We start from the raw sequence: 20,074 nt of genomic DNA on the forward strand, positions 1-20,074 counted from the left end.
GCGGACTATCGGCCGTGACGACTGCAGGGTCGAGTCGGGTCGGTACTACTCCGCGCGCGTGACGCCCGTGAACTCGAATCGGGCGCCAGAAGCGTTCTCGTCCGCGACCGCGGCCACCGACCAGCGGTGGGCCTCGGCGATTTCGCGCACGATGGCGAGCCCGAACCCGGTGCCGTCCTCGGTCGCACTCACGCCCCGCTCGAACACGCGCTCGGGCGGTTCGATCGCGATCCCCGGGCCGTCGTCGGCGACGTAGAAGCCGGGTTCGTCGTCCAGGGTGCCGACGCGGACGGTCACGTCCGCGCCGCCGTGTTCGATCGCGTTGCGGAAGACGTTCTCGAACAGGCGAGCGAGTCGGTCAGGGTCGGCCTCGATCGCGTAGGCCCAGTCCTGTTCGAGCGTCGCGGTCCCGGTGTCGACGGTGGACCAGGCCCTGGTGGCGACCGCGCTCGCGTCGGTCCGCTCGGTCTCCTCGATCTTGCCGCCGTCGCGGGCCAGCGAGAGCACGTCGTCGATGATCGAAGCCATCCGCTCGTGCATCTCCGCGACCGCGTCGAGGTCCGACTCGTCGCCGGTCTGCCGGTAGCGCTCAAGGCGGCCCCCGGCGACGTTGAGCGGGTTGCGAAGGTCGTGGGAGATGATGCTCGCGAACTCCTCCAGGCGCTCGTTCTGTCGGTCGAGCTCCCGCTCGCGGTGTTTCTGCTCGGTCACGTCGACGGTGACGCCGACCGTCCCGCGGAGGCGGCCCGAGTCGTCGTACCACGGCGCCTTGGTCGTCTGGAAGAAGAGATCCCGGCCGTTCGGCGGGCTGGCGCGTTCGATCCGACCGCGGATGGGTTCGCCGCTCTCGACCACCTGCCGGTCGTCGGCGACGGCCGCCTCGGCGTGGCTCGCCTCGTAGAGGTCAAAGTCCGTCTTCCCGTGGACGTCCTCCGGCGTCTGCAGGATCTTCCCCTCCGGCGACTCGATGAACGGCTCGACGACGTCCTCGCTAACGAGGACGTGCCGGCTCCGGTCGTCCTTGAAGTACACCGACATGGGGACGTGTTCGACGAGCGAGCGCAGCATGGCGCCCTCGTCGTAGTCGTCGTCGATCCCGCCGGGTCCGTCGTCGTCGGGCACCGTCGCGACGAGGTAGCCGATGCCCGCCGAGCGGTCGGCGACGATCTCGACTTCGCTCTTGAACGCCCCGTCGACGCCGGTGCAGTGCCACTCGCGGCGCTCGAAGTCGCCGTTCAGCGCCCCCTCGACGAACGTCTCGACGGAACCGCCGTCTCTGAGCCACTCCAGGTCCTCCTCGCCGGGTTCGCCCCGCCCGCGCCCGCGGAGTTCGTGCGTGATGTCCGTCTCGCGGAGGTCGGCGAGCGTGGCGTCGCCGATCGCCTGCGGGTCGAGCGCCCAGTTGTCGAAAAAGGTCTCGTTGGCCTCCCGGAGCCCGTAGGTGTCCAGGTCGAACGAGACGATGGCCTCGCCGCTCAGGTCGGCGAGGTGCCACCCCACCTCGTCGCGTTCGCGCTCGACGAAGTCGCGGACCCGCGACCGGACCAGTCTCGACGTGTGCTCGTCGTCGGCGACGTACGCCGCCGCCGGGTCCTCCAGCACCCTGTCGAGCAGGTCCCCGGCGATCCGGTCGCCTCCCGGGTCCACGACGACCACCGGTCGCGCCGGGTCGGCCTCCCGAACCGCGCCGTAGTACGCCTCGTCCGGACCGCAGACGACGCAGACGGCCCCGCGTTCGACGCCCGCCCTGGCGGCCTCCTCCCCCTCGCCGTTCGGTGTCGAGACGGCCAGCGAGGTGTCCGCCTCCAGCGCGGCGACCGCCGCGTCACGGACCGCGTCGTCGGCCGCGACGACGGCGACTGTCGTCGAGATGTCCCCCGAGTGCGGCATGACAGTTTCTTTACCGCATTCCCGAATAAACGTGCCGCCGCTCTCGCTCCGACGGCGCGCTCCCGGACGCCGCCCCGATCTCGGTGAAACGAACTACCTATATTCGCGGAGTGACCTCTGACGAATATCTATGCCGAAGATCAGCGTTGAAGTGCCCCAGGAGTTGCTCGACGACCTCGACGAGCACGTGGGCGAGAACGGCAAGTTCGTCAACCGGAGCGAGGCGATCCGGGCGTCCATGCGGAAGACGCTCGATATGCTCGACGACATCGACTCCCGACAGGGGCGACTGGAGGAAGAACGATGAGCGACACGCGCGCGGCGCCGTCGCCGGTGCAGGTCGGCCTCATCGGCCTGTTCGTCACCGCCATCGTCACGGCGCAGGTGACCGCATCGAAGCTCCTGGCGTTCGGACTCCCGTTCAACTTGCCCGTGGTCCAGGGCTCGCTCGTGCTGCCCGGCGCGGCGCTGGCCTACGCGCTGACGTTCTTCGCCTCTGACTGCTACGCCGAACTGTACGGCCGGAAGGCGGCCACCGTCGTCGTCAACGTCGGCTTCGTGATGAACTTCGTCCTGCTCGCGCTGGTCTGGAGCACCATCGAGGCGCCGGCGCTCCCACAGGCCGCCCAGCCGGTCGACCTCGCCGCCTTCCGGAGCGTGCTCGGGTCGAGCACCTCCATCGTCGTCGCCAGCCTCGCGGCCTACCTCGTCAGCCAGAACTGGGACGTGTTCGCCTTCCACTGGATCCGCGACTACACCGACGGCGAGTACCTCTGGCTGCGCAACATCGGCTCGACCGCGACCAGCCAGCTTCTCGATACGATCATCTTCATCCTCGTCGGCTTCGTCCTGCTCGGCAGCACATCGCCCGCGGATGCCGTCGCGCTTATCGTCGGCCAGTACCTCTTCAAACTGCTCGTCGCCGTCGTCGACACCCCCTTCGTCTACGCCGTCGTCGCCGCCGTCCGCTCCCGGAAGACCGCCTCCGCGACCGCCTACTCGCGACCCGAGTGACGGCGCCGCCCCGTCTCCGCTCCCGACCTGCGATTCTCCCGCGCTCTCGCTCACCCGTACAATTATGCCAACAGGGAGACTCTACGGGGCCATGAACGTGGACGTGGACGCCGTCGTCGATGAACGCCCAGTCGTCGCGACCGCCCTCGTCGCGCTCGTCGCGACCGCGGCCTACGCCGGGATCCAGCTCGTCTTCGACAGCTCGGTCGCGGTCGCCGAGACGGCGTCGTTCGGCCTGATCTTCACGCTCGTCTACGTCGCCGGGAACCGCTATCTCCGGGACGGCGAAGGCGAACAGCCCGACGACTCCCGGGCGGACGACCCCGCCGAGTGACTCACTCCAGAAACCGGTCGAGCCCGCTCTGGCGACGAGCGACGCCAGCCGGGTCGGGCTCCCAGGCGCTCCGCCGAGCACGGATCGCCTCCGCGTCGTCTGCTCGTTCGCCCTCGCCGGCCTGCTCGTCCGCGCCGTCGACCGCTCCGTCCCCCCCGACGGGTTCGTACCCCGGGCACTCCGGGCCGCAGTCGGCCACGGGCCGAACGATCCCGTCCTGCCAGTCGCACCACGGGAGCCCCGCGCCGGCGTACTCGTCGGGCTCGGCCGCCGATGGGGCGCACCGCTGGCAGTCGGGCAGGTCGTACGTCCGCCACCCCTTGCCGTAGGCGCGTTCGGCGATGCGCCGGCGTTGGCGGCGCTTCTCGGCGGCGGTGACGGGCCGGACCTTCGCCCGGCCCGCCTCCCGGTCGAGCAGTTCGATGCCGGGCCCGTCGGTCGACAGCGGCTCTGCCTCGCGGACGACCTCGCGCTCGCCGGTCTCGGGGTCGAACCGCCAGACGCCGACCGCGTCGGGGAAGCGGTTGAGGTGTGCGCCGGTGACGTACGTCTCGGTGGCGAGGACGACCCGGTCGAACAGGCCCACGGAGACGTCGATGCGCAACTGGTCGCGCAGGTCGCCGGGGCGGTCGAGGTCGGGTTTGTTCTCGATACCCACGAGCGAGTCGAACCAGTCGGGGTAGCGGACGGTCTGGCGGACCGCGGCGCTCGACCCGTCGCGCTCGCGTTCGAAGAACCCGAGGTCGACCGCACGCTCGGCCACCGCGCGTGCGCGGTCGGGGTGACAGTCGAACGCATCGGTGACCGAACGGGCGGTGCCCGGGCCGACGGCGCTCTCGACGGCCAGCGGCGGGATCGTCTCGGAGGTGATGGCCGCGCGGCGCTCGAACTCGGGGCCGGGCTCGACGCAGACCACGTCGGCGACCCGGCGGCCGTGGACCGCGGCGCCGAGCTGCCGCCCGACGACGCGGTCGGGCGCCTCCAGGTGGGCACACAGCGCGAGTTCGAACGCGAACTCCTGCACAGGAACGGGTTGGCGCGAGCGGACATAAGCGCGACGCGTCGCCGCGAACGCCCGGTCCGAGGACCGCTCGCGCCGCGCCGTCGCCGGACGCGTCAGTTCACCGATACACTTTTGATCGGTCGTGAGCAACTGGCAATGAGATTAGGGTGACGTGGGAAATGGGAACCATCGAGACGTCGGGGAGAGGGCAGTCCGGGATCATCGGGATGGTGATCCTGATAGGGCTAGTGCTCACGGGGGCGATGCTGGTCCTGGTGAGCGGGTCGAGCGCGATCAGCGAACTCCAGCAGGACCGGTCGGACGTGAGCTCGCAGGTCGCGATGGAGGGGGCCGACTCCAAACTCGCGTCGCTGACGAGTTCGGAGTACTCCGCGCGCGACCGGTTCTCGCTCGGGGACCTCGAACGGAACGACGCCCGGCTGATACGCTCGGGCTTCCTGAACGTCACGGTCAATCGGAACGCGACCTGCGCGACCAACATCACGCTGAGTTCGATCCGCTACGAGAACGACGAGGGCCAGACCGTCGCCTACGAGGCGGGCGGCGTCTGGTCGGCCGGCGACAACGGGAGCACGATGCAGACGGCGCCGGACGTCCAGTATCGCAACGGGAGCCTGGACGTCTCGGTGACGAACCTCACCGGCGAGGTGTCCAGCGAGAAGAACCAGGCGTTCTACAACGCGACCACGTCCAAGCGCGAGTCGACCGCGCGCTCTCAGCAGGTGATCACCGGGACATGCGCCCGGCCGGACAACGTCACGCTAGAGGTCCAGAGCGACTTCTACCTGGCCTGGGGCGACTACCTGGAGAGGGAACTCGGCGTGGAGACGGACGTCTACGCCTCGAACCGGACCGCGGTCGCCTACCTCAACCAGAGCGACCTCCCGCGGCGCGTCGACGACAGCCGCAACCACGTCATCAACGTGTCCAACGCGCCGTACATGGACGAGGTCGAGATCGACGGCAACTCGATCCGCGTCACCAAGAACGTCTCCAACGATTACAGGACCTACGTCGAGGCGCTCTCGAAGAACCGGCTGGACATCGGGCAGATCAGACGGATCCAGAACGCCCAGAACGTCACCGGGCCGCCGCTCGACGTGGTGTTCGTGGTCGACGAATCCGGGTCGATGAGCTGGGACGCAAACCCGTCGAAACCCGGCTGTCATCAAGGCGACCCGCCGACGGCGAGCTGTCAGAGCAAACGAGAAGCCGTTCAGGAGGCGATACAGATGTTCGTCGGCGACCTGAATGCGAGTAAAGATCGGGTCGGGCTCATCGGATTCTACGAGCCAGACAGTGACAACGCCCAGTACTACCGAACGAACGGCCGGTACCTCACTGACTCGTTCGACGCGTTCAACGCCACGGTCGGCCACACGAGTTCCAGCGGCGGGACACATGGGAACGCCGGACTTCGCGACGCGAACCTGGTTCACCACCTGAAGAGTAACCAGACTCGAAGACGGATCGTCGTCTTCCTCTCTGACGGGGCGAACGATAACGAGAACACGTGGATCGACGGAACGCAATATACGCTAGATGAAGCCGCGATCTACCGCTCACAGCAGGCTGCCGAGATGGGAACGACGATTCATACGATCGGATTCGGTGACAAGAACTATATCGATCAGGACGTACTGAAAGACATCAACGGGTCGACCGGCGGTCGGTACTACTTCGCGGACAACGCAAGCAGGCTCGACGATATCTTCGAGGACATCGCGACCCGTATCTCCAGCACGCGACAGATCGCCCGCATGCCGACGTCCACGAGCCTCCAGACCGGCGCGGGCCGTACGTACGCGCCCCAGATCGCCGGTGACACGGACAGGATCGCCGTCAACACCTCCGACGGGACGCAGTACCTGAATATCAACGACCCGACTGCGCCGACGCTGTTCAGTCACTCGTTCGCTCTCGCGGACAACGAGTCGCTGTCGTTCAACGCCTCGACGTACAACTGCGCCGAGTGGCGCGGCACCGGTATCACGCGGTCGCACAACGGGTCGACGTATCAGGTCACCCGCTGTACGAACATGACGACCCAGGACGAGACCCTCGGCGCCGACAACGCGACGATGTTCCGCGACGGCGACAACATGACCTCGTTCCTCGAGGGCGACTCGCCGGCGTGGTGGCAGGAGGACGTCGAGGAGGCCATCGACTCGCGGTCGGACGTCCGCCTCAACTCGACGAGTAACATCGTCCACATGAAGAGCAACCAGGCGCTGGTCGTCCTCGACTACCCCGACGGGACGAACTCGACGAACCGACTGGCGCTGCTCTATCAGATCGGCCTCGCCGAGTCGGAGGCGAAACCGGAAGGCGTCATCAACATCCGGGTCAACAACGTCAAGGTCAGCTCCTGACTCTCCAGTGGGGACGCTACTGGCCGGCACACCTGGCCAATGACCGCTCGATGGGTCGTACTCGCCGGGTCGCGCGTCGGATGGCCCACGCGTGGTCGCGCTCTTCATCCGACACGTGCCGAGAATCCATCGCGTCGCGTGATTGAAGATCGTCTCTTGCGGCAGAAAGGAAGCGTTGGACTACGGCGAGCGGCGCCACGTGTCTCTCGAAGTCCCCGCCGCTACGTGTCGAACGACACCGAGACGACCGTCTCTCGGACGTACATCGCTTCGATGCCGTCACAGCGGAACGTGCCGGCCGTGGGGCCGGCCGTCCAGTTGCCGGCGTCTTCGAAGTGCCGGTTCCAGGCTATCGACCGGGGGGAGGAGACCGAGACGCGCAGTTCGTCGGCCGCGGCCATGCTGTCCGGGCCGGTCCGGTTGATCGGGAAGTGAAGCTCGCGGGTCTGGGCCGCACCGGAGATGGACACGTAGTCGGCGCCCGTCTTGGTGGTCGACTCGGGGACGACGCGGACGACCGAGACGACCGCCCGGTCCTCCGTACAGGTCATCGACGGCCGGTCCACGATAGCGACGTTGCCCTCGCCGTACGTCCTGAAGACGCCGCCGTTCTCGTAGGTGATCGTCGTCCCCTCGTGGGCGTACTGGAGCCCGCCGACCGAGTACGTCCGGGCGAAGTCGGTGTTCTCGGCCTCGACCGTCACCGTGGGTCCCTCGATCACCGTCAGCGACCCGCCCGAGAGCGACAGCTCGTTCGTCCGGACGGTCGCGCGCTGTTCCTGCAACTGCTCGAAGTTCGACGCGACCAGTTCCATCCCGGCCTCCGCGTTGTCCAGGCGCTCGGTCTGGCTGAGGTTGTCGATCTGCGGGTACCCCATCGTCGCGACGAGCCCGACTGAGACGACGATGATCGCGAACGTCAGCGTGAACCCGACCATGTTCCTGGCCGCGCGCTCGTCGCCGTGGAGTCTCATGAGTCCTCCATGAGCCCGATCTTTTCGAGAGTCGGTGCCTTGACCACCGAGTCCGAGTCGAACTCAATCTGCAGCCTGAAGCGACTCGCGGTATCGGGGAGACCGTCGACGGCGATATGGTGCTGGCCGTCCTGCAGGGATATCTTGTCGCTCGTGACGTCGGGGGTCCCGTCGCCGTTCGTGTCCGCGACGACCGTGACGTTGATCGAGGTCGCCCTCGGTACCGTGGCCCCGTAGTTCAGGGACATGTTCGAGGAGTCGAGCGCCGGCGTCCCGCTCTTCCAGTCGGTCACCAGCTCTCCGCTGGGGTCCGCGAGCGCTTCGATCTCGGAGCTCGACAGAACCCGGTCGTACGAGCGTACCTCTTCGATCTTTCCGTCGAAGTGTTCCGGCGTCCCGCCGGTGTCCTCGATGCGACCGATGCTACCGAAGTCGTTCCCTATCGGACCGGTCCCGGTCGTGACGGTTTCGGCGTGCTCCCCGTCGACGTACATCTGCGCTTCACCGCTCGACGCGTCGTAGGTCATGGCGACGTGGTGCCACTGCCCGTCGTCGATCGGCGTGGCGCTCTTCGCAGCGGCGTTGTCGCCCGCCTGAATCCCGATGTACCCGTTGGCGTCTATCCATCCCCAGAAGATGTCGTCGCCACCGCCGTCCTCCTCGACACCCAGGATACCGGGCGACTGCCACATGTTGGAGCTCCCGCTGCTGCTCGTCTGCACCCACGCCGAGAGCGACGAGGTGCCGCTGTGGATGTCGCCCAGTCCCGTCCCGACGTCGACGTAGTCGTCGGTGCCGTCGAACCGGACGCTTGACGTCCCGTGGACGCCGAGCCCGCTCGATGGGCCGTTCTCCAGCGTACCGGACAGCCCGGATCCCGATGCGTCGTCGCCACTGCCGTCGAGCGGCCAGTAGCCGGCCAGACCGGACCCGAACTGGTCTTCGGCCGGGTAGCCGAGCGCGACCCGGTCGGCACGACGGTCGCCGAACGAGTCGTGGACGACGCCGTCGGAGACGCTCGCCGCGTCCCAGTCGCCGGCGCTCTGCCAGACGTAGTCGCCGCTGAGGATGCTTATCGACCTGTTGATCGACCTCGATCCCTGCGTCTCGTAGGCGGGGATCGTCCCGACCTCGGCGGTCGTGAGGTTCGCCTTCACGATCCCGCTCGAGAGGGTGCCGACGACGTTGAGTTCGTGGCGGTGCCGGTTCGGACCGACCGACGTCACGTGGTCGATACCGTCGGCCACGCCGCTCAGGTCCCCACCGAGATCGAACTCGATCGTGTCGAGTTCCCTGTCGGCGTACACGACGAGGTTGACGTCGCCGTCGGCTTCGTGTTCGATCTGGACGTCGTCGACGTTCGGGCTCCCGACGACGTCCGTGAACACGGTCGAGTTCCGCTGCCCGTCGACCTGGTATCTGACGCCGAGGTCGAACGCCGTCCCGCTCAGGTCGTTCTTCCCCGCCAGCGCTCCCGTCCAGATCTCCGCGCTCTCGCCGTCCTGGAGATACACCGGATCGCGCAGTTCGACGATGCGACCGCCCGCCGGGACGCCGCCGGACACCGACGTGATCGACTCGGCCCGCCCCCTGTCTGCGCCCTCGTCCACGACGATCTCGCCGTCGTTGTCGTCGTGGCCGAACGGACAGGTATCGTCGTCGTCGCAGTTGTTGTCGATCGCGTCGAGGCTATCGTCTTTCGGGTCGACGAGCACGTGCGTGAGCTTGATCTGCTGCCTGTACTCGTTCGTGACCGTGAAGTTGACCGCGCCTTCATCGGGGTCCGAGTGGTGCTCGTTGGTCCCCTCGTCGCTGTCGGTGAGGTCGCCCTCGTACGCGAGGCCGGAGACCCGGATCTGCCGCGTGACGTTGCTCGTCGCGCCCTCGTTGTCCACGACCCGGAGCGTTACCTCCTGAGAGCCGGGGTCGAGTTGCCGCGTGACGTTCCGGCCGAGGGCGTCGAACGTCCCGTCCGCGCCGAAGTCCCACTTGTAGGCGACGACGTTCCCGTCGACGTCGAACGAGTCGCCGGCGCTGAAGCGGACCGGATCGCTGCTCCGGGGCATCCCCGGCGAGAAGGTGAACTTCGAGATCGGCGGCCGGTTGACGGGACTGACGACGGTCCCGAAGCGGTTGACCGTGAACGTCCGACCGACGCCGATCCGTGGCTGGTGGTCGGCGACCGGCCGAGCGCCGTCGGCCACACCGGCGGACGCGACGACGGTCATGACGAACCGCCCGCTCCCCTTGTCGTCGATCGCCACGTCGCTCGTGAGGTTCAGCGGGACCTTCGCCGTGGCGTCGACGCCGTCCCCCTCGAGGACGAGACAGGAATCGGTGTGGAAGGTCCCCGTGTCGCAGGGATCGCCCTCCGCGAGCGTCACCGTGTAGCTGTCCCCGATGACGGTCGAGTCGACCGTCGTCTCGACGGAGACCGTCCCGCCGTGCTGGCCCAGCTCGTCGGCGCGTTCGACCTGCGAAGCCAGCTGGTTGCCGATCGTCTCCAGTTGCGAATCGGCGACCTTGGCGCGCTCGTCCTGGACGTAGCCCGCCACGCCGTTGAGGAGGACGACGATGAGGAGGCTGGTGATCGCGATCCCGAACACGTGGGATATCTGCGTCGAGATGCCGCGGTCGTCGCTCGTGTGTGATCTCATCGTGCCTCCCGGTAGACGGTGATGTTGTACTCGTTGGTGTAATCGAGCTGGCTGCCACCGAACTCGGTGGTCACGTTCGCGTTCCAGACCGCGGGCGTCCGGCAGGGCTGGTCCATCGGTTGCGGCGGCCCGGTCGCCGTACACGGCCGGTAATACGTCGAGACGAGCGTCTCGTTGTAGACGAGTTCGTACTTCGCGACGAGCTGTTTCCCGCCGGAGACGTCGACCCTGTACGGGGGCGCGATCGACCGCGTCCCGTTGAAGGCGCAGTCGCCGGTGAACGTGCTCCCCTCGAAGACGTCGAGCAGCACGCGGTCGCGCGAGGGGTCACACAGGGTCGAGGCGTTCCCGGCGTGGCTCACGTTCGAGCTGACGCCGAGGTTGATCCCCGTGCCGGCGGTCGTCCTGTTGATCGAGACGTTCACCGAGTGGCCCGTCGCGTTCGTCACGTTGATCCACGTCGGCCGCTCGCTCGTCTCCTCGACGTTCACGTTCATCGTGAACCAGCCGAGGTTGCGGCGCTCACCCGGTCGTCCGACGATCCACTCCCCCTGGCCGGCGTCGGACGTGACGTTGCCGTCGGCGGCCTGGACGACCCGCATCCCGAACTGCGAGGAGGCGTTGTTGTACGTCACGTTGACGTACTCGCCGCGGGAACTGGCGTAGGACTCGGCCATGAGCCCGCTGTAGACGGTCATGTTGCGGTCGATCAGCGCCCCCAGATCCGCCGCGGTCAGGTTCCGGTGGCGGTGGTTGAGCCGGAGGACGAGCGAACGGCTCCCCTTCCGGGACTCGTACTCGAACTCCTGGGCCTCGTCGATCTGCGGGGCGACCTCCGAGACGGCCCCGTTCTGGGTGACGAAGTGGCTGTTGACGACGACGGTGAGCCCGACGACGATGGCCGCCAGCGTGATCGCACCGAGGAGGATCATCTGCGCGCGGTTCCGGGCGGTGTCGCTCACCATACGACCAGTCGCACCTCCACGACGTTGTAGATGGGACCACCGACAGCGTTCGGTATCGGGTAGTGCCCGTCCTCGCTGTTGGTCGCGTTCGTGTCGTACTGCCAGAGTTCGACGTTACGCGAGGCGTTCGGCGCCGTCAGCGTCTGGTTGTCGTACAGCGTCACGGTGTAGCTCGCGGTCACCGCGTCGTCGGACGGTTCGCCGCGGTGGGCCATCGTGATCGTCTCCGTCCCGGTCGAGAGGTTTCGCGGGCGATAGGCCACCTCGACGTTGAAGAAGTGCGACCGCTGCGTGAACGTCTCGTTCAGCAGGACGCCGAACGACCCCGGTAGCTGCTCGGGGCCGTAGCCGATCCGCGGGTTGGCGGCGCCGGAGAAGGTCCGCTGGCTCTGCGACCAGTACCGCACGAGGCTGGAGAGGTCGTTCCCGTCGGCACGGGACGTCATCAGGAGGACGTCGTCGGCCTGCTGTCGGAGGTCGGTCCGAGCAGACTGGTCCACGTCGCCGCTGCTCGTCGGCGTGACGACCACCGAGGTGATCGCCAGAAACAGCGCGCCGAGCAGGACGAGTGCGGCCGCCAGCCCTTCGAGCGTGAACGCCTGCCCGCGGATTCCGATCCCGTCCATCTTACCACGTCCTGACCGCGAGCCGGCACCCCGGCCGACAGGTCCCGTCCCCGAGCGTCACGATGCGAGCCGTCGTCCCCGCGGCGTTGCCCTGATACCGCGGGCCGGCGGCCAGTTTCGAGCCGCCGTGGCTGACGATCCGGCTCCCGTTGAGCGTCGTGAGCGTCACGTTGAACTGGGCCGACCCCTGGAGCCCCCAGCGCGTCCGGAGTTCGCTCTCGGACAGCGCGAGCATCGCCGACAGCCGACCGGCGTGCAACTCGTTCGGCTGGCGCCCCGTCGTGAGGTTCTGGACCACCGTGGTGGCGATCCGGTCGGACTGGGAGACCTCCTCGCTGCCGACTCCGGTCGACAGCGGCCCGACGAATCCGAACAGGCCAGCCAGGACGGTGCTCAGCGTGATGATGAACAGGCTGATGCCCACCGTGTAGTCGTGCAGTGTTTGTCCCCGGTCGTCCGGGCCGTCCCACCGGCCCAGACGGGTCCCGTTGCCCCCCGGACGCCCCTGTTGTCGCTCACCCACCATGTCAAGTATCGCTTCAGTTCATTGTCCACCAGTATCATTGTTACGACGTAGTGGCCGAGACGCAGTAGGCCGTGCTTACCGGGCGAGAACGAGGGTATCGGGCGTCTTCTGTGCTGTCGGGTCGGCCGATCAGTCGAGTCTCCTATCCGTCACAGGAGCGACAGTCGGTCTCGACCACGTCGAGGTCGCCGTCGAGCGTGACGGTGAGTCGGTCGTCCGCGAGGGCGATGTCGACGCTGACCCGCCAGGGGTCGCTGCTCTCGACGGTGGTGTACTCGTCGTCGACGCACCACGGGAGCGTCCAGTACGGGCGCGAGGAGAGATCGATGCCGTGGTCCTCGTAGAACGCGGAGACGATCGACTCGTCGAGGAGGACGAGGCCGACCGGCGAACAGAGCTCGTTCCGACAGCGCTCGCAGACGTGGACCGATCGCAGCGAGACGTCGAGACAGCAGTCGCCGCCGCGGACGATCTCGGTGCGCATGCGCCCGGCGCAAGAGGGGCAGACGCCGTCGGCGGCCAGACAGTGGAGGTGACGGACTCGCTCGTCGAAGGCGGTGGCGATCTCCTCGTCCGTGCGGTCGACCAGCCCGCCGGGCGGGAACTCGTACTCGCCGTGGGACTTCCCGCAGTCGACGCACTCGACGCGGAACTGCTCGTCGGCGTACCGCGCTTCGAGGGCGCCGCCGCAGCGGGTGCAGGCGCCCTCGACCGCGGAGGGGTCGACGTCGGGCTGACGGGTGAACGTGCCCGCGCGGACCGCGCGGACGACCTGCGCGCCGGCGTGGCGCAGGTCGTAGCCGTCGTCGGTCTTGGTGACGAACTGGTCGGTGAGCTGCTGGAGGTGGTAGTTGAACTGCGCGCTGTCGCGCATGTCCACGTCGTCGTGGAGTTCAGAGAAGCTGACGGGCCGCTCGTCGGCGCGCCAGAGCGCCTCCAGGATGTCCAGTCGGGTCTCGTTGGCGACGACGCCGAACGCCTCCGCGGCGTCGACGTCCGCGGCGTCGGCGTCCTCGCCGGGGTCTTCGCGAGCGCGGCTCATACACGATCGTTCCACAGCGTCTCCCAAAAGGGTTCCCTGAAACGACCTTTTGTTCGCAGTCTGTTACTTTCGCGGTGATTTCAGAGCCAGAAAACACTTGGTGGGTGTTACCACGCGCGCCGGCGTAGGTGGGGACGTGATGTGTGCATCGAGTGATTCCGGCCCCGTCTATCGCTCGACCAGCCGCTGTGAGACCCGAACGGTCCTGGTCGTGGACGACAGTTCGGAACTGACGGCGCTGGTGGGCGCCTACCTGGGACGGCTATCCGACGTGTCGGTCCGAACGGAGACAGACCCGCGGGCGGCGCTGGCACAGCTCGACGAGCGCGTCGACTGCGTCGTCTGCGATTACGAGATGCCCGAGATGGACGGCTTCGCCGTGCTAGAGGCCGTCCGCGAGCGCTATCCGGACCTGCCGTTCGTCCTGTTCACCGTCGCGGACGAGCACAGTGTCGCCGAGCGGGCGCGAGAACGCGGGGCACGGTACGTCCGGAAAGGACCGGCCGCCGGCGGCTTCGACCAGTTGACCGAGACGGTCGAGCGCGAACTCGACGACTGACCGAAGCGCTCGCGGACTCGACCGGCTGGACGGGTGTGCGGCCGGTAGCGGAAAGTAGATGACTGCGCGACGACAGTTCCGGCCGTGGAGACAGAACGGAAACTGAACGTGGGGCTGTTCGCCCTGCTGGCCGTCGGAACGGTAGCGCTGGTCACCGATCCGACCTTCCCGACGGCGGCGGTGTTCGTCGCGTCGACTGCGGTCTACGTCACCGCAGTCAGATTCTGGTACGACGTGACGGGCAGGAATCCGTACGAGTGAGGCCGGGCGTCCGCGCTGCCGGCTACGGAACAGTAGGTTTATCAGTCGCAGAGGGCGAAGATTCCCCAAGATTACTCTCCAGATGACGACGAACACACAACCGGAGGTGAACATCGGACTCGTCGGTCACGTAGACCACGGCAAGACGACGCTGGTGCAAGCCCTGTCGGGCGAATGGACGGACCAGCACTCCGAGGAGATGAAGCGCGGTATCTCCATCCGCCTCGGCTACGCCGACGCGACGTTCCGCGAGTGTCCGGAGGAGGAGTCGCCTCACTCCTACACCGTCGAGGAGACCTGCGGCGAGCACGACGTCGAGACGGACGTGCTCCGCACGGTCTCGTTCGTCGACGCCCCGGGTCACGAGACGCTGATGGCGACGATGCTCTCGGGCGCGTCGATCATGGACGGCGCCGTCCTGGTCGTCAGCGCTGGCGAGCCCGTCCCGCAGGCACAGACCGAGGAACACCTGATGGCGCTGGACATCATCGGGATCGACAACATCGTCGTCGCCCAGAACAAGATCGACCTGGTCGACGAGGAGCAGGCCCGCGAGAACTACCGGGAGATCCAGGAGTTCGTCGAGGGCACCGTCGCCGAGGACGCGCCGATCGTCCCGGTCAGCGCCCAGCAGGGCGTCAACATGGATCTCCTCATCGACGCGGTCGAGCGGGAGATCCCGACGCCCGAGCGCGACCCCGAGGCCGACGCGGAGATGCTCGTCGCACGCAGCTTCGACATCAACCGCCCGGGCACCACCTGGGACTCGCTCTCGGGCGGCGTCCTCGGCGGCTCGCTCGTCCAGGGCGAGCTCGAAGCCGACGACGAGATCCAGCTGCGGCCCGGCCGCGAGGTCGAGGAAGGCGGCCAGACCGAGTGGCAACCCGTCGAGACGACGGTGCGCTCGCTCCAGGCCGGCGGCCAGACCGTCGAGAAGGCGACGCCGGGCGGACTGCTCGGCGTCGGGACGGGTCTCGACCCGTCGATCACGAAGGGCGACGCGCTCGCCGGACAGGTCGCGGGACCGCCCGGCACGCTGCCGCCGACCCACGAGCAGTTCACGATGGACGTGGACCTGCTCGACCGCATCGTCGGCGAGAACGCCGGCGACGTCGAGGAGATCTCGACGGGCGAGCCGCTGATGATGACCATCGGCACGGCCACGACGGTCGGTTCGGTCACCAGCGCACGCGGCGGCGAGGCCGAGGTCGCGCTCCAGCGGCCGGTCTGCGCCCGCGAAGGGGCGAAGATCGCCATCAACCGACGGCTGGGCGGCCGCTGGCGGCTCATCGGGATCGGCACGCTGCGGGAATGAGCGTCGTCATGGACACGAACGCACTGATGATGCCCGTCGAATGCGACGTTCGCGTGTTCGAGGAACTGGAGCGAGTAGTCGATGCAGGCGAACTGCTCGTCCCCGAGGCCGTCCTCGACGAACTCGCGAAGCTCGCCGACGGGCGGGGGAAAGAGGCGACCGCGGCCAGCGTCGGTCTAGACCTCGCGCGCGACCGCTGTGAGTCGGTCGCCCACGAGGAGGACTACGCCGACGACGCCGTGCTCGAAGTCGCCGAGCGAGAGGAGGTTACGCACGCGGTCACGAACGACGGTCCGCTCAAGCGCCGGCTGCTCGACGCGGGCGTTCCGGTAGTTAGTTTACGGGCCGAGAACAAACTCACAGTCACTCAACCATAACATGTACAAACGGGTCACACTCCGCGACACGGTCGAAGTGCCGCCAGCGCACCTGGCGGACGTGACGCCGGGGCTGGTCAAACGGCTCCTGCAGGACAAGCTCGAAGGGCGTATGGACGAAGACGTCGGATCGGTCGTCTCGGTCATCGACGTCCACGACATCGGCGAAGGGGCGGTCGTCCCCGGCGAGGAAGGCGTCTACTTCACCGCCGAGTTCGACGCGCTGACCTTCGATCCCGAGATGCAGGAGGTCGTCGACGGCGAGATCGTCGAGGTCGTCAACTTCGGCGCCTTCGTCGGCATCGGGCCGGTCGACGGCCTGCTCCACGTCTCGCAGATCTCCGACGAGTACCTTGCCTACGACGAGGAGGGGCAGATGCTCTCCTCGCGGGACTCCAATCGCACCCTCGGTGTCGGCGACGCCGTCCGGGCGCGCATCGTCACCAAGAGCATCGACGAGCGCAACCCGCGGGACTCGAAGATCGGGCTGACGGCCAAACAGGTCGGCCTCGGCAAGCACGGCTGGCTCGAAGAGGACCGCCAGAAACGCGGAGCGACGACGGAAGCGGGTGAAGACTGATGGCCGACAGACTGGTCTGCCGCGAGTGCCACCGCGTGCAGGACTCCGAGGAGGCCGAGACCTGCGTCGTCTGCGGGTCCTCGTCGCTGACGGAGGACTGGGCGGGCTACGTCGTCATCGGTCACCCCGACCGCAGCCGCATCGCCGAGGAGATGGGCGTCACCGAGCCGGGCGCCTACGCGCTGAAGGTCCGCTAACGTGACCGTCGTCCTCGAACTCCAGCCCGCGCTCCGCTCCGCGCTCAAAGACCCGTTCGGCCCCGTTTCTACCGACACCTCCGCCGTCCTCGCGGAGTCTGGCGGCCCCCTGGTCACCGTCGGCGACATCGTCACCTACCACACGCTCGCCGCCGACCACGTGCCCGACGTGGCGTTCGTCGACGAACGCACCGAGCGCGCGGCCGTCGACGAGGAAGTCAGCGAAGCCATCGAGGACTCCCAGTTCGACCGCGTCGTCCGCGTCGAGAACCCGCCGGGGACGCTCACCGCCGCGCTTCTGGAAGCGCTCGCCGACGCGCTGACGACCGGCGAGCGGACGCTCGTCCGCGTCGACGGCGAAGAGGACCTCGCCGCCCTCCCCGCCATCGCCGCCATCGAGGAAGGCGCGAGCGTCCTCTACGGCCAACCCGGCGAGGGCGTCGTCCACGTCAGCGTCGACGCCGACACCCGCGAGCGCGTCGTCGGCCTGCTCGAACGCATGGACGGCGACGCCGCTCGCGCGTTCCAGATTCTCGGACTCGACCGGCAGTAACGCTCCAGGGTCGCGGGGAGCGCTCAGTCCCGCTCGTAGGTCACGAACGAAAGCTCACCCGCCGTCTCGCGTGAGACCGCAATCCACTCCTCCGGGTCCCACTCGGGAAAGACGGTGTCCCCCTCCGGTTCACCTGGAACCTCGGTCACGACCAGTCTGTCCGCTCGCGGGAGGAACTGCTCGTAGACCGTCGCGCCGCCGGCGACGAACGCCGTCTCCGCGCCGGTGGCCGCGGCCGCCTCGACCGCTGCGTCGACGCTCCCGACGACTTCGACTTCCTCGGCAGCCTCGACGCCGGACCGAGTCAGCACGACGTTCGTCCGCCCGGGGAGCGGCCCGCCGAGTTGCCCCGAGATGGACTCGTAGGTCACTCGGCCCATGATCACTGGGTGGCCCATCGTCGTCTCCTTGAAGTGCGCGAGGTCGTCCGGATAGTGCCACGGCATCTCGCCGTCAGCGCCGATGACGCCGTTCTCGGCCACCGCGGCGATGAGCGCGAGTTCCATCGAACCGCACGTCTCCGCCATCGTCACTCGGCGACCGCGAAGTCCAGCCCTGGCGCGGGGTCGTAGTCCCGGACCTCGATGTCGTCGTATTCGAGGTCGTCGACGGGCTTGTCCGCGACCTCGATGGTCGGCCGGTCGCGCGGTTCCCGGGTCAACTGCTCCAGCAGGTTCGGGACGTGGTCGGCGTTCTCCGTCCCCGGTTCCGCGGGCGCCTCGGTCAGGATCCAGTCCTTGACGCTCGCGAACGCCGCCCGCTCGTCGACCGCGTTCATCCGCTCGCGGAGTTCCTCGCGGTTGGCCTCGTACCACTCGCCGCGGGCGCCCTCACCGCAGTATGCGTGCGCGTCGACGACCGAGTGTGAGAATTTCCCGACCTCGAAGCCCGTCCGCTGGGCGACGATGTGGGTCACCAGGGAGTAGGCGGCGATGTTGAAGGGGATCCCCAGCGCGATGTCGCCCGAGCGCTGGGTGAGGTGGAGGTTGAGCCGGTCGCCCTGGACGTTGAAGACGAAGGTGTAGTGGCAGGGCGGGAGCGTGCTGACCGTCGCGTTCGCGGGGTGCCAGGCGTTGACGACGATGCGCCGCGACTGGGGGTTCTCCCGGAGCGTGTCGAGGACGTACTGGAACTGGTCGAAGGTGCGCTCGTCCTCGTTCACCCAGCGATGGTTGTCCTCGGGCCAGCTCTCGCCCTCCAGCCCCTCCTCGGGGATGGGGTAGCGCCGCCAGAAGCGACCGTAGGCGGTGTCGAGGTGGCCCTCTTCGTCGGCCCACGCGTCCCAGATCTTCGTCTCCTCGCGGAGATTGCGGATGTGCTCCTCGCCGGAGAGGTACCACAGGAGCTCGTGGATCAGCGAGTTCCAGCGATACCCCGACAGATCCTTGGTGGTCAGGAGCGGGAACCCCTCCTGTAGGTCCACCTCGTAGTGCGCCCCGAACGTCGAGAGCGTGTCCACGCCCGTCCGGTTGGGCTTGTACGTGCCGTCGGCGATGGCCGTCCGGACGAGATCGAGATACTGCTGCATCTTTCGAGTACCTGCATCCGGGCAATGTAAAACTATCTGTCGGCGGCTGTGCCGAAATGGTTCGCGCCGAGCGCGGTCACGCTGCGCCCGGACCGATATCGTCTTCGCGGTTATCGAGAACCAGCACGTGCCGGACCAGCGAGTTGTGGACCCGCCGTTCGAAGTGGTCCTCGACGGTCCAGCCGGCCGCGAGGGCCTCCTCGGCCCACGAACGGTCGGCGACGACGACGGCTCGCGGTGCGATCCGGTGGGCTTCCGCGAGGGCGTCGCCGACCAGGTCGGCCAGCGAGTCGCCCTCTATCTTCGACTGACGGCCGTAGGGAACGTCGAAGACGGCGGCGTCGGCGCAGTCGTCCGCGAGCGGCAGTCGCGTCACGTCGCCGCGGCAGACGCCGAAGTCGCCCTCCGGCTCGAGCGCATCGCGCAGGTTCGCGCGCGTCCCGCGAGCCATCTTCGCCTGGGCGTCGTTGCCGATGGCGCGCGCGCCGACGAGCCCGGCCTCCAGCAACACGCCTCCGGTCCCGCACATCGGATCGACGACGGTCGCTCCCTCGCGCGCACCGGCGATGTTCACCAGCGCGCGGGCCAGCATCGGGTCCATGCTCCCCGGCTGGAAGAACGGGCGGTCCGTCGGCCGGCGGTCGCCGAACCCGCGCTCGCTCTCGATTTCTAGCCAGCCGAGGACGCAGACGCCGTCCCCCGATCCTACGTCTCCTTCCGGTTCACCGTTCTCGGCCGTGCTGTCGGCCCTGGGCGGCCCCGCAAAGAGCGCGCGGAGTTCGTGGTCGGGGTCGTCCAGATCGACGGTGAACCCGCGGTCGACGAGCACCTGCCCGAGTTCGCGTTCCGCGCGCTGGGTGTCGACGCCGGTCGTGGCGCGCACGTCGACGGCGCGGACGGCGACGCTCCCCTCGCGGCCGACGCTCGCCGCCGAGAGGAGCGCGCGGGCGCTGGCCACGTCGGGGTCCGCGCGCCCGACCTGCTCGCTCGCGCGGTGGACGAACGCGAGGTCGCGGACGCGGTCGGTGACCGCGCGCGCGGTCGCCAGGCCCGCGCCGAGTATCTCGACCCCGGACGCGGCGCTCGCGGCCTCACAGGCCGCGAAATCGTCGTCCTGACCGCCGAGTTCGAGGACGTACACGCCCGACAGTCGCCCGCCGTCGGCCAAGAACCCACCGGTGACCCGCCGACGCGCGTCCCCGCCGACCTCCGCCTGTTCGCTCCCTCTCGGGTACCCCCGACCCCTGATAAAACCACACTCTCACCCCCACAAAAAGGCG

General features: G+C 68.1%; 22 protein-coding genes. 11 read left to right on the forward strand and 11 right to left on the reverse strand.

Features of this window, described 5'->3' with window-relative positions; translation table 11 throughout:
• Positions 1–45 precede the first annotated feature (45 nt).
• Positions 46–1,890, reverse strand: a complete 1,845-nt coding sequence (locus PSC72_RS13185) for a sensor histidine kinase (protein WP_274321870.1) — start codon at positions 1,888–1,890, stop codon at positions 46–48.
• 130 nt (positions 1,891–2,020) lie between these two features.
• On the opposite strand from PSC72_RS13185, the gene PSC72_RS13190 reads away from it, so the two are divergent.
• The 3 genes from PSC72_RS13190 (at position 2,021) to PSC72_RS13200 (ending at position 3,238) form a co-directional block, all read left to right on the forward strand.
• Complete coding sequence (locus PSC72_RS13190) at positions 2,021–2,197, forward strand: ribbon-helix-helix domain-containing protein (RefSeq protein WP_274321871.1); 177 nt, start codon at positions 2,021–2,023, stop codon at positions 2,195–2,197.
• Complete coding sequence (locus PSC72_RS13195) at positions 2,194–2,904, forward strand: queuosine precursor transporter (RefSeq protein WP_274321872.1); 711 nt, start codon at positions 2,194–2,196, stop codon at positions 2,902–2,904. The genes PSC72_RS13190 and PSC72_RS13195 overlap by 4 nt, the downstream gene beginning before the upstream one ends.
• Positions 2,905–2,995: 91 nt before the next feature.
• Positions 2,996–3,238, forward strand: coding sequence for a hypothetical protein (locus PSC72_RS13200; RefSeq protein WP_274321873.1), 243 nt, complete (start codon positions 2,996–2,998; stop codon positions 3,236–3,238).
• 1 nt (position 3,239) lies between these two features.
• On the opposite strand, the gene PSC72_RS13205 is transcribed toward PSC72_RS13200, so the two are convergent.
• Positions 3,240–4,262: a DUF5787 family protein gene (locus PSC72_RS13205; RefSeq protein ID WP_274321874.1), complete on the reverse strand. Its 1,023-nt coding sequence runs from the start codon at positions 4,260–4,262 to the stop codon at positions 3,240–3,242.
• Positions 4,263–4,420: 158 nt separating this feature from the next.
• Here PSC72_RS13205 and PSC72_RS13210 point away from each other — a divergent pair, with 158 nt between their 5' ends.
• On the forward strand, positions 4,421–6,634 hold the full coding sequence (locus tag PSC72_RS13210) for a vWA domain-containing protein (protein WP_274321875.1): 2,214 nt from the start codon (positions 4,421–4,423) through the stop codon (positions 6,632–6,634).
• A gap of 221 nt (positions 6,635–6,855) precedes the next feature.
• Here PSC72_RS13210 and PSC72_RS13215 read toward each other — a convergent pair whose 3' ends face one another.
• From PSC72_RS13215 to PSC72_RS13240, 6 genes are all read right to left on the reverse strand, one after another.
• Positions 6,856–7,608 carry a DUF7289 family protein gene (locus PSC72_RS13215; RefSeq protein ID WP_274321876.1) on the reverse strand — a complete coding sequence of 251 codons (753 nt, stop codon included), beginning with the start codon at positions 7,606–7,608 and terminating at the stop codon, positions 6,856–6,858.
• A complete protein-coding gene (locus PSC72_RS13220; RefSeq protein WP_274321877.1) occupies positions 7,605–10,265 on the reverse strand; it encodes a DUF7266 family protein in 2,661 nt (886 codons plus the stop codon). The genes PSC72_RS13215 and PSC72_RS13220 overlap by 4 nt, the downstream gene beginning before the upstream one ends.
• The gene (locus tag PSC72_RS13225) at positions 10,262–11,230 is read right to left on the reverse strand and encodes a hypothetical protein (RefSeq protein WP_274321878.1); all 969 of its coding nucleotides are present in this window, start codon (positions 11,228–11,230) and stop codon (positions 10,262–10,264) included. Before PSC72_RS13225 ends, PSC72_RS13220 begins: the two co-directional genes overlap by 4 nt.
• A complete protein-coding gene (locus PSC72_RS13230) occupies positions 11,224–11,856 on the reverse strand; it encodes a DUF7288 family protein (RefSeq protein WP_274321879.1) in 633 nt (210 codons plus the stop codon). The genes PSC72_RS13225 and PSC72_RS13230 overlap by 7 nt, the downstream gene beginning before the upstream one ends.
• Before the next feature lies 1 nt (position 11,857).
• Positions 11,858–12,382, reverse strand: coding sequence for a DUF7287 family protein (locus tag PSC72_RS13235; protein ID WP_274321880.1), 525 nt, complete (start codon positions 12,380–12,382; stop codon positions 11,858–11,860).
• A gap of 142 nt (positions 12,383–12,524) precedes the next feature.
• On the reverse strand, positions 12,525–13,424 hold the full coding sequence (locus PSC72_RS13240) for a winged helix-turn-helix domain-containing protein (protein ID WP_274321881.1): 900 nt from the start codon (positions 13,422–13,424) through the stop codon (positions 12,525–12,527).
• A 139-nt stretch (positions 13,425–13,563) separates the two neighbouring features.
• Between PSC72_RS13240 and PSC72_RS13245 the strand changes: the two genes are divergently transcribed.
• From PSC72_RS13245 to PSC72_RS13275, 7 genes are all read left to right on the forward strand, one after another.
• On the forward strand, positions 13,564–13,983 hold the full coding sequence (locus PSC72_RS13245; RefSeq protein WP_274321882.1) for a response regulator: 420 nt from the start codon (positions 13,564–13,566) through the stop codon (positions 13,981–13,983).
• 84 nt (positions 13,984–14,067) lie between these two features.
• Positions 14,068–14,244 (forward strand): hypothetical protein, encoded by a 177-nt coding sequence (locus tag PSC72_RS13250; protein WP_274321883.1) that lies wholly within the window; start codon positions 14,068–14,070, stop codon positions 14,242–14,244.
• 82 nt (positions 14,245–14,326) lie between these two features.
• Positions 14,327–15,559, forward strand: coding sequence for a translation initiation factor IF-2 subunit gamma (locus PSC72_RS13255; RefSeq protein WP_274321884.1), 1,233 nt, complete (start codon positions 14,327–14,329; stop codon positions 15,557–15,559).
• Positions 15,556–15,936: a twitching motility protein PilT gene (locus PSC72_RS13260; protein WP_274321885.1), complete on the forward strand. Its 381-nt coding sequence runs from the start codon at positions 15,556–15,558 to the stop codon at positions 15,934–15,936. The genes PSC72_RS13255 and PSC72_RS13260 overlap by 4 nt, the downstream gene beginning before the upstream one ends.
• Position 15,937: 1 nt before the next feature.
• Positions 15,938–16,516 (forward strand): DNA-directed RNA polymerase, encoded by a 579-nt coding sequence (locus tag PSC72_RS13265; protein ID WP_274321886.1) that lies wholly within the window; start codon positions 15,938–15,940, stop codon positions 16,514–16,516.
• Complete coding sequence (gene spt4, locus PSC72_RS13270; RefSeq protein ID WP_382261862.1) at positions 16,513–16,713, forward strand: transcription elongation factor subunit Spt4; 201 nt, start codon at positions 16,513–16,515, stop codon at positions 16,711–16,713. The genes PSC72_RS13265 and spt4 overlap by 4 nt, the downstream gene beginning before the upstream one ends.
• Position 16,714: 1 nt before the next feature.
• Positions 16,715–17,266: a GTP-dependent dephospho-CoA kinase family protein gene (locus PSC72_RS13275; protein ID WP_274321888.1), complete on the forward strand. Its 552-nt coding sequence runs from the start codon at positions 16,715–16,717 to the stop codon at positions 17,264–17,266.
• Between the two features lie 23 nt (positions 17,267–17,289).
• Here PSC72_RS13275 and PSC72_RS13280 read toward each other — a convergent pair whose 3' ends face one another.
• The 3 genes from PSC72_RS13280 to PSC72_RS13290 form a co-directional block, all read right to left on the reverse strand.
• On the reverse strand, positions 17,290–17,793 hold the full coding sequence (locus PSC72_RS13280; RefSeq protein WP_274321889.1) for a dihydrofolate reductase: 504 nt from the start codon (positions 17,791–17,793) through the stop codon (positions 17,290–17,292).
• Positions 17,794–17,795: 2 nt separating this feature from the next.
• On the reverse strand, positions 17,796–18,794 hold the full coding sequence (gene thyA / locus PSC72_RS13285) for a thymidylate synthase (protein WP_274321890.1): 999 nt from the start codon (positions 18,792–18,794) through the stop codon (positions 17,796–17,798).
• 76 nt (positions 18,795–18,870) lie between these two features.
• Positions 18,871–19,962 (reverse strand): TIGR01177 family methyltransferase, encoded by a 1,092-nt coding sequence (locus tag PSC72_RS13290; RefSeq protein ID WP_382261799.1) that lies wholly within the window; start codon positions 19,960–19,962, stop codon positions 18,871–18,873.
• Positions 19,963–20,074: the final 112 nt, after the last annotated feature.

It is taken from the genome of Halosimplex aquaticum, assembly GCF_028747785.1.
GTDB classification, from domain to species: Archaea; Halobacteriota; Halobacteria; order Halobacteriales; family Haloarculaceae; genus Halosimplex; species Halosimplex aquaticum.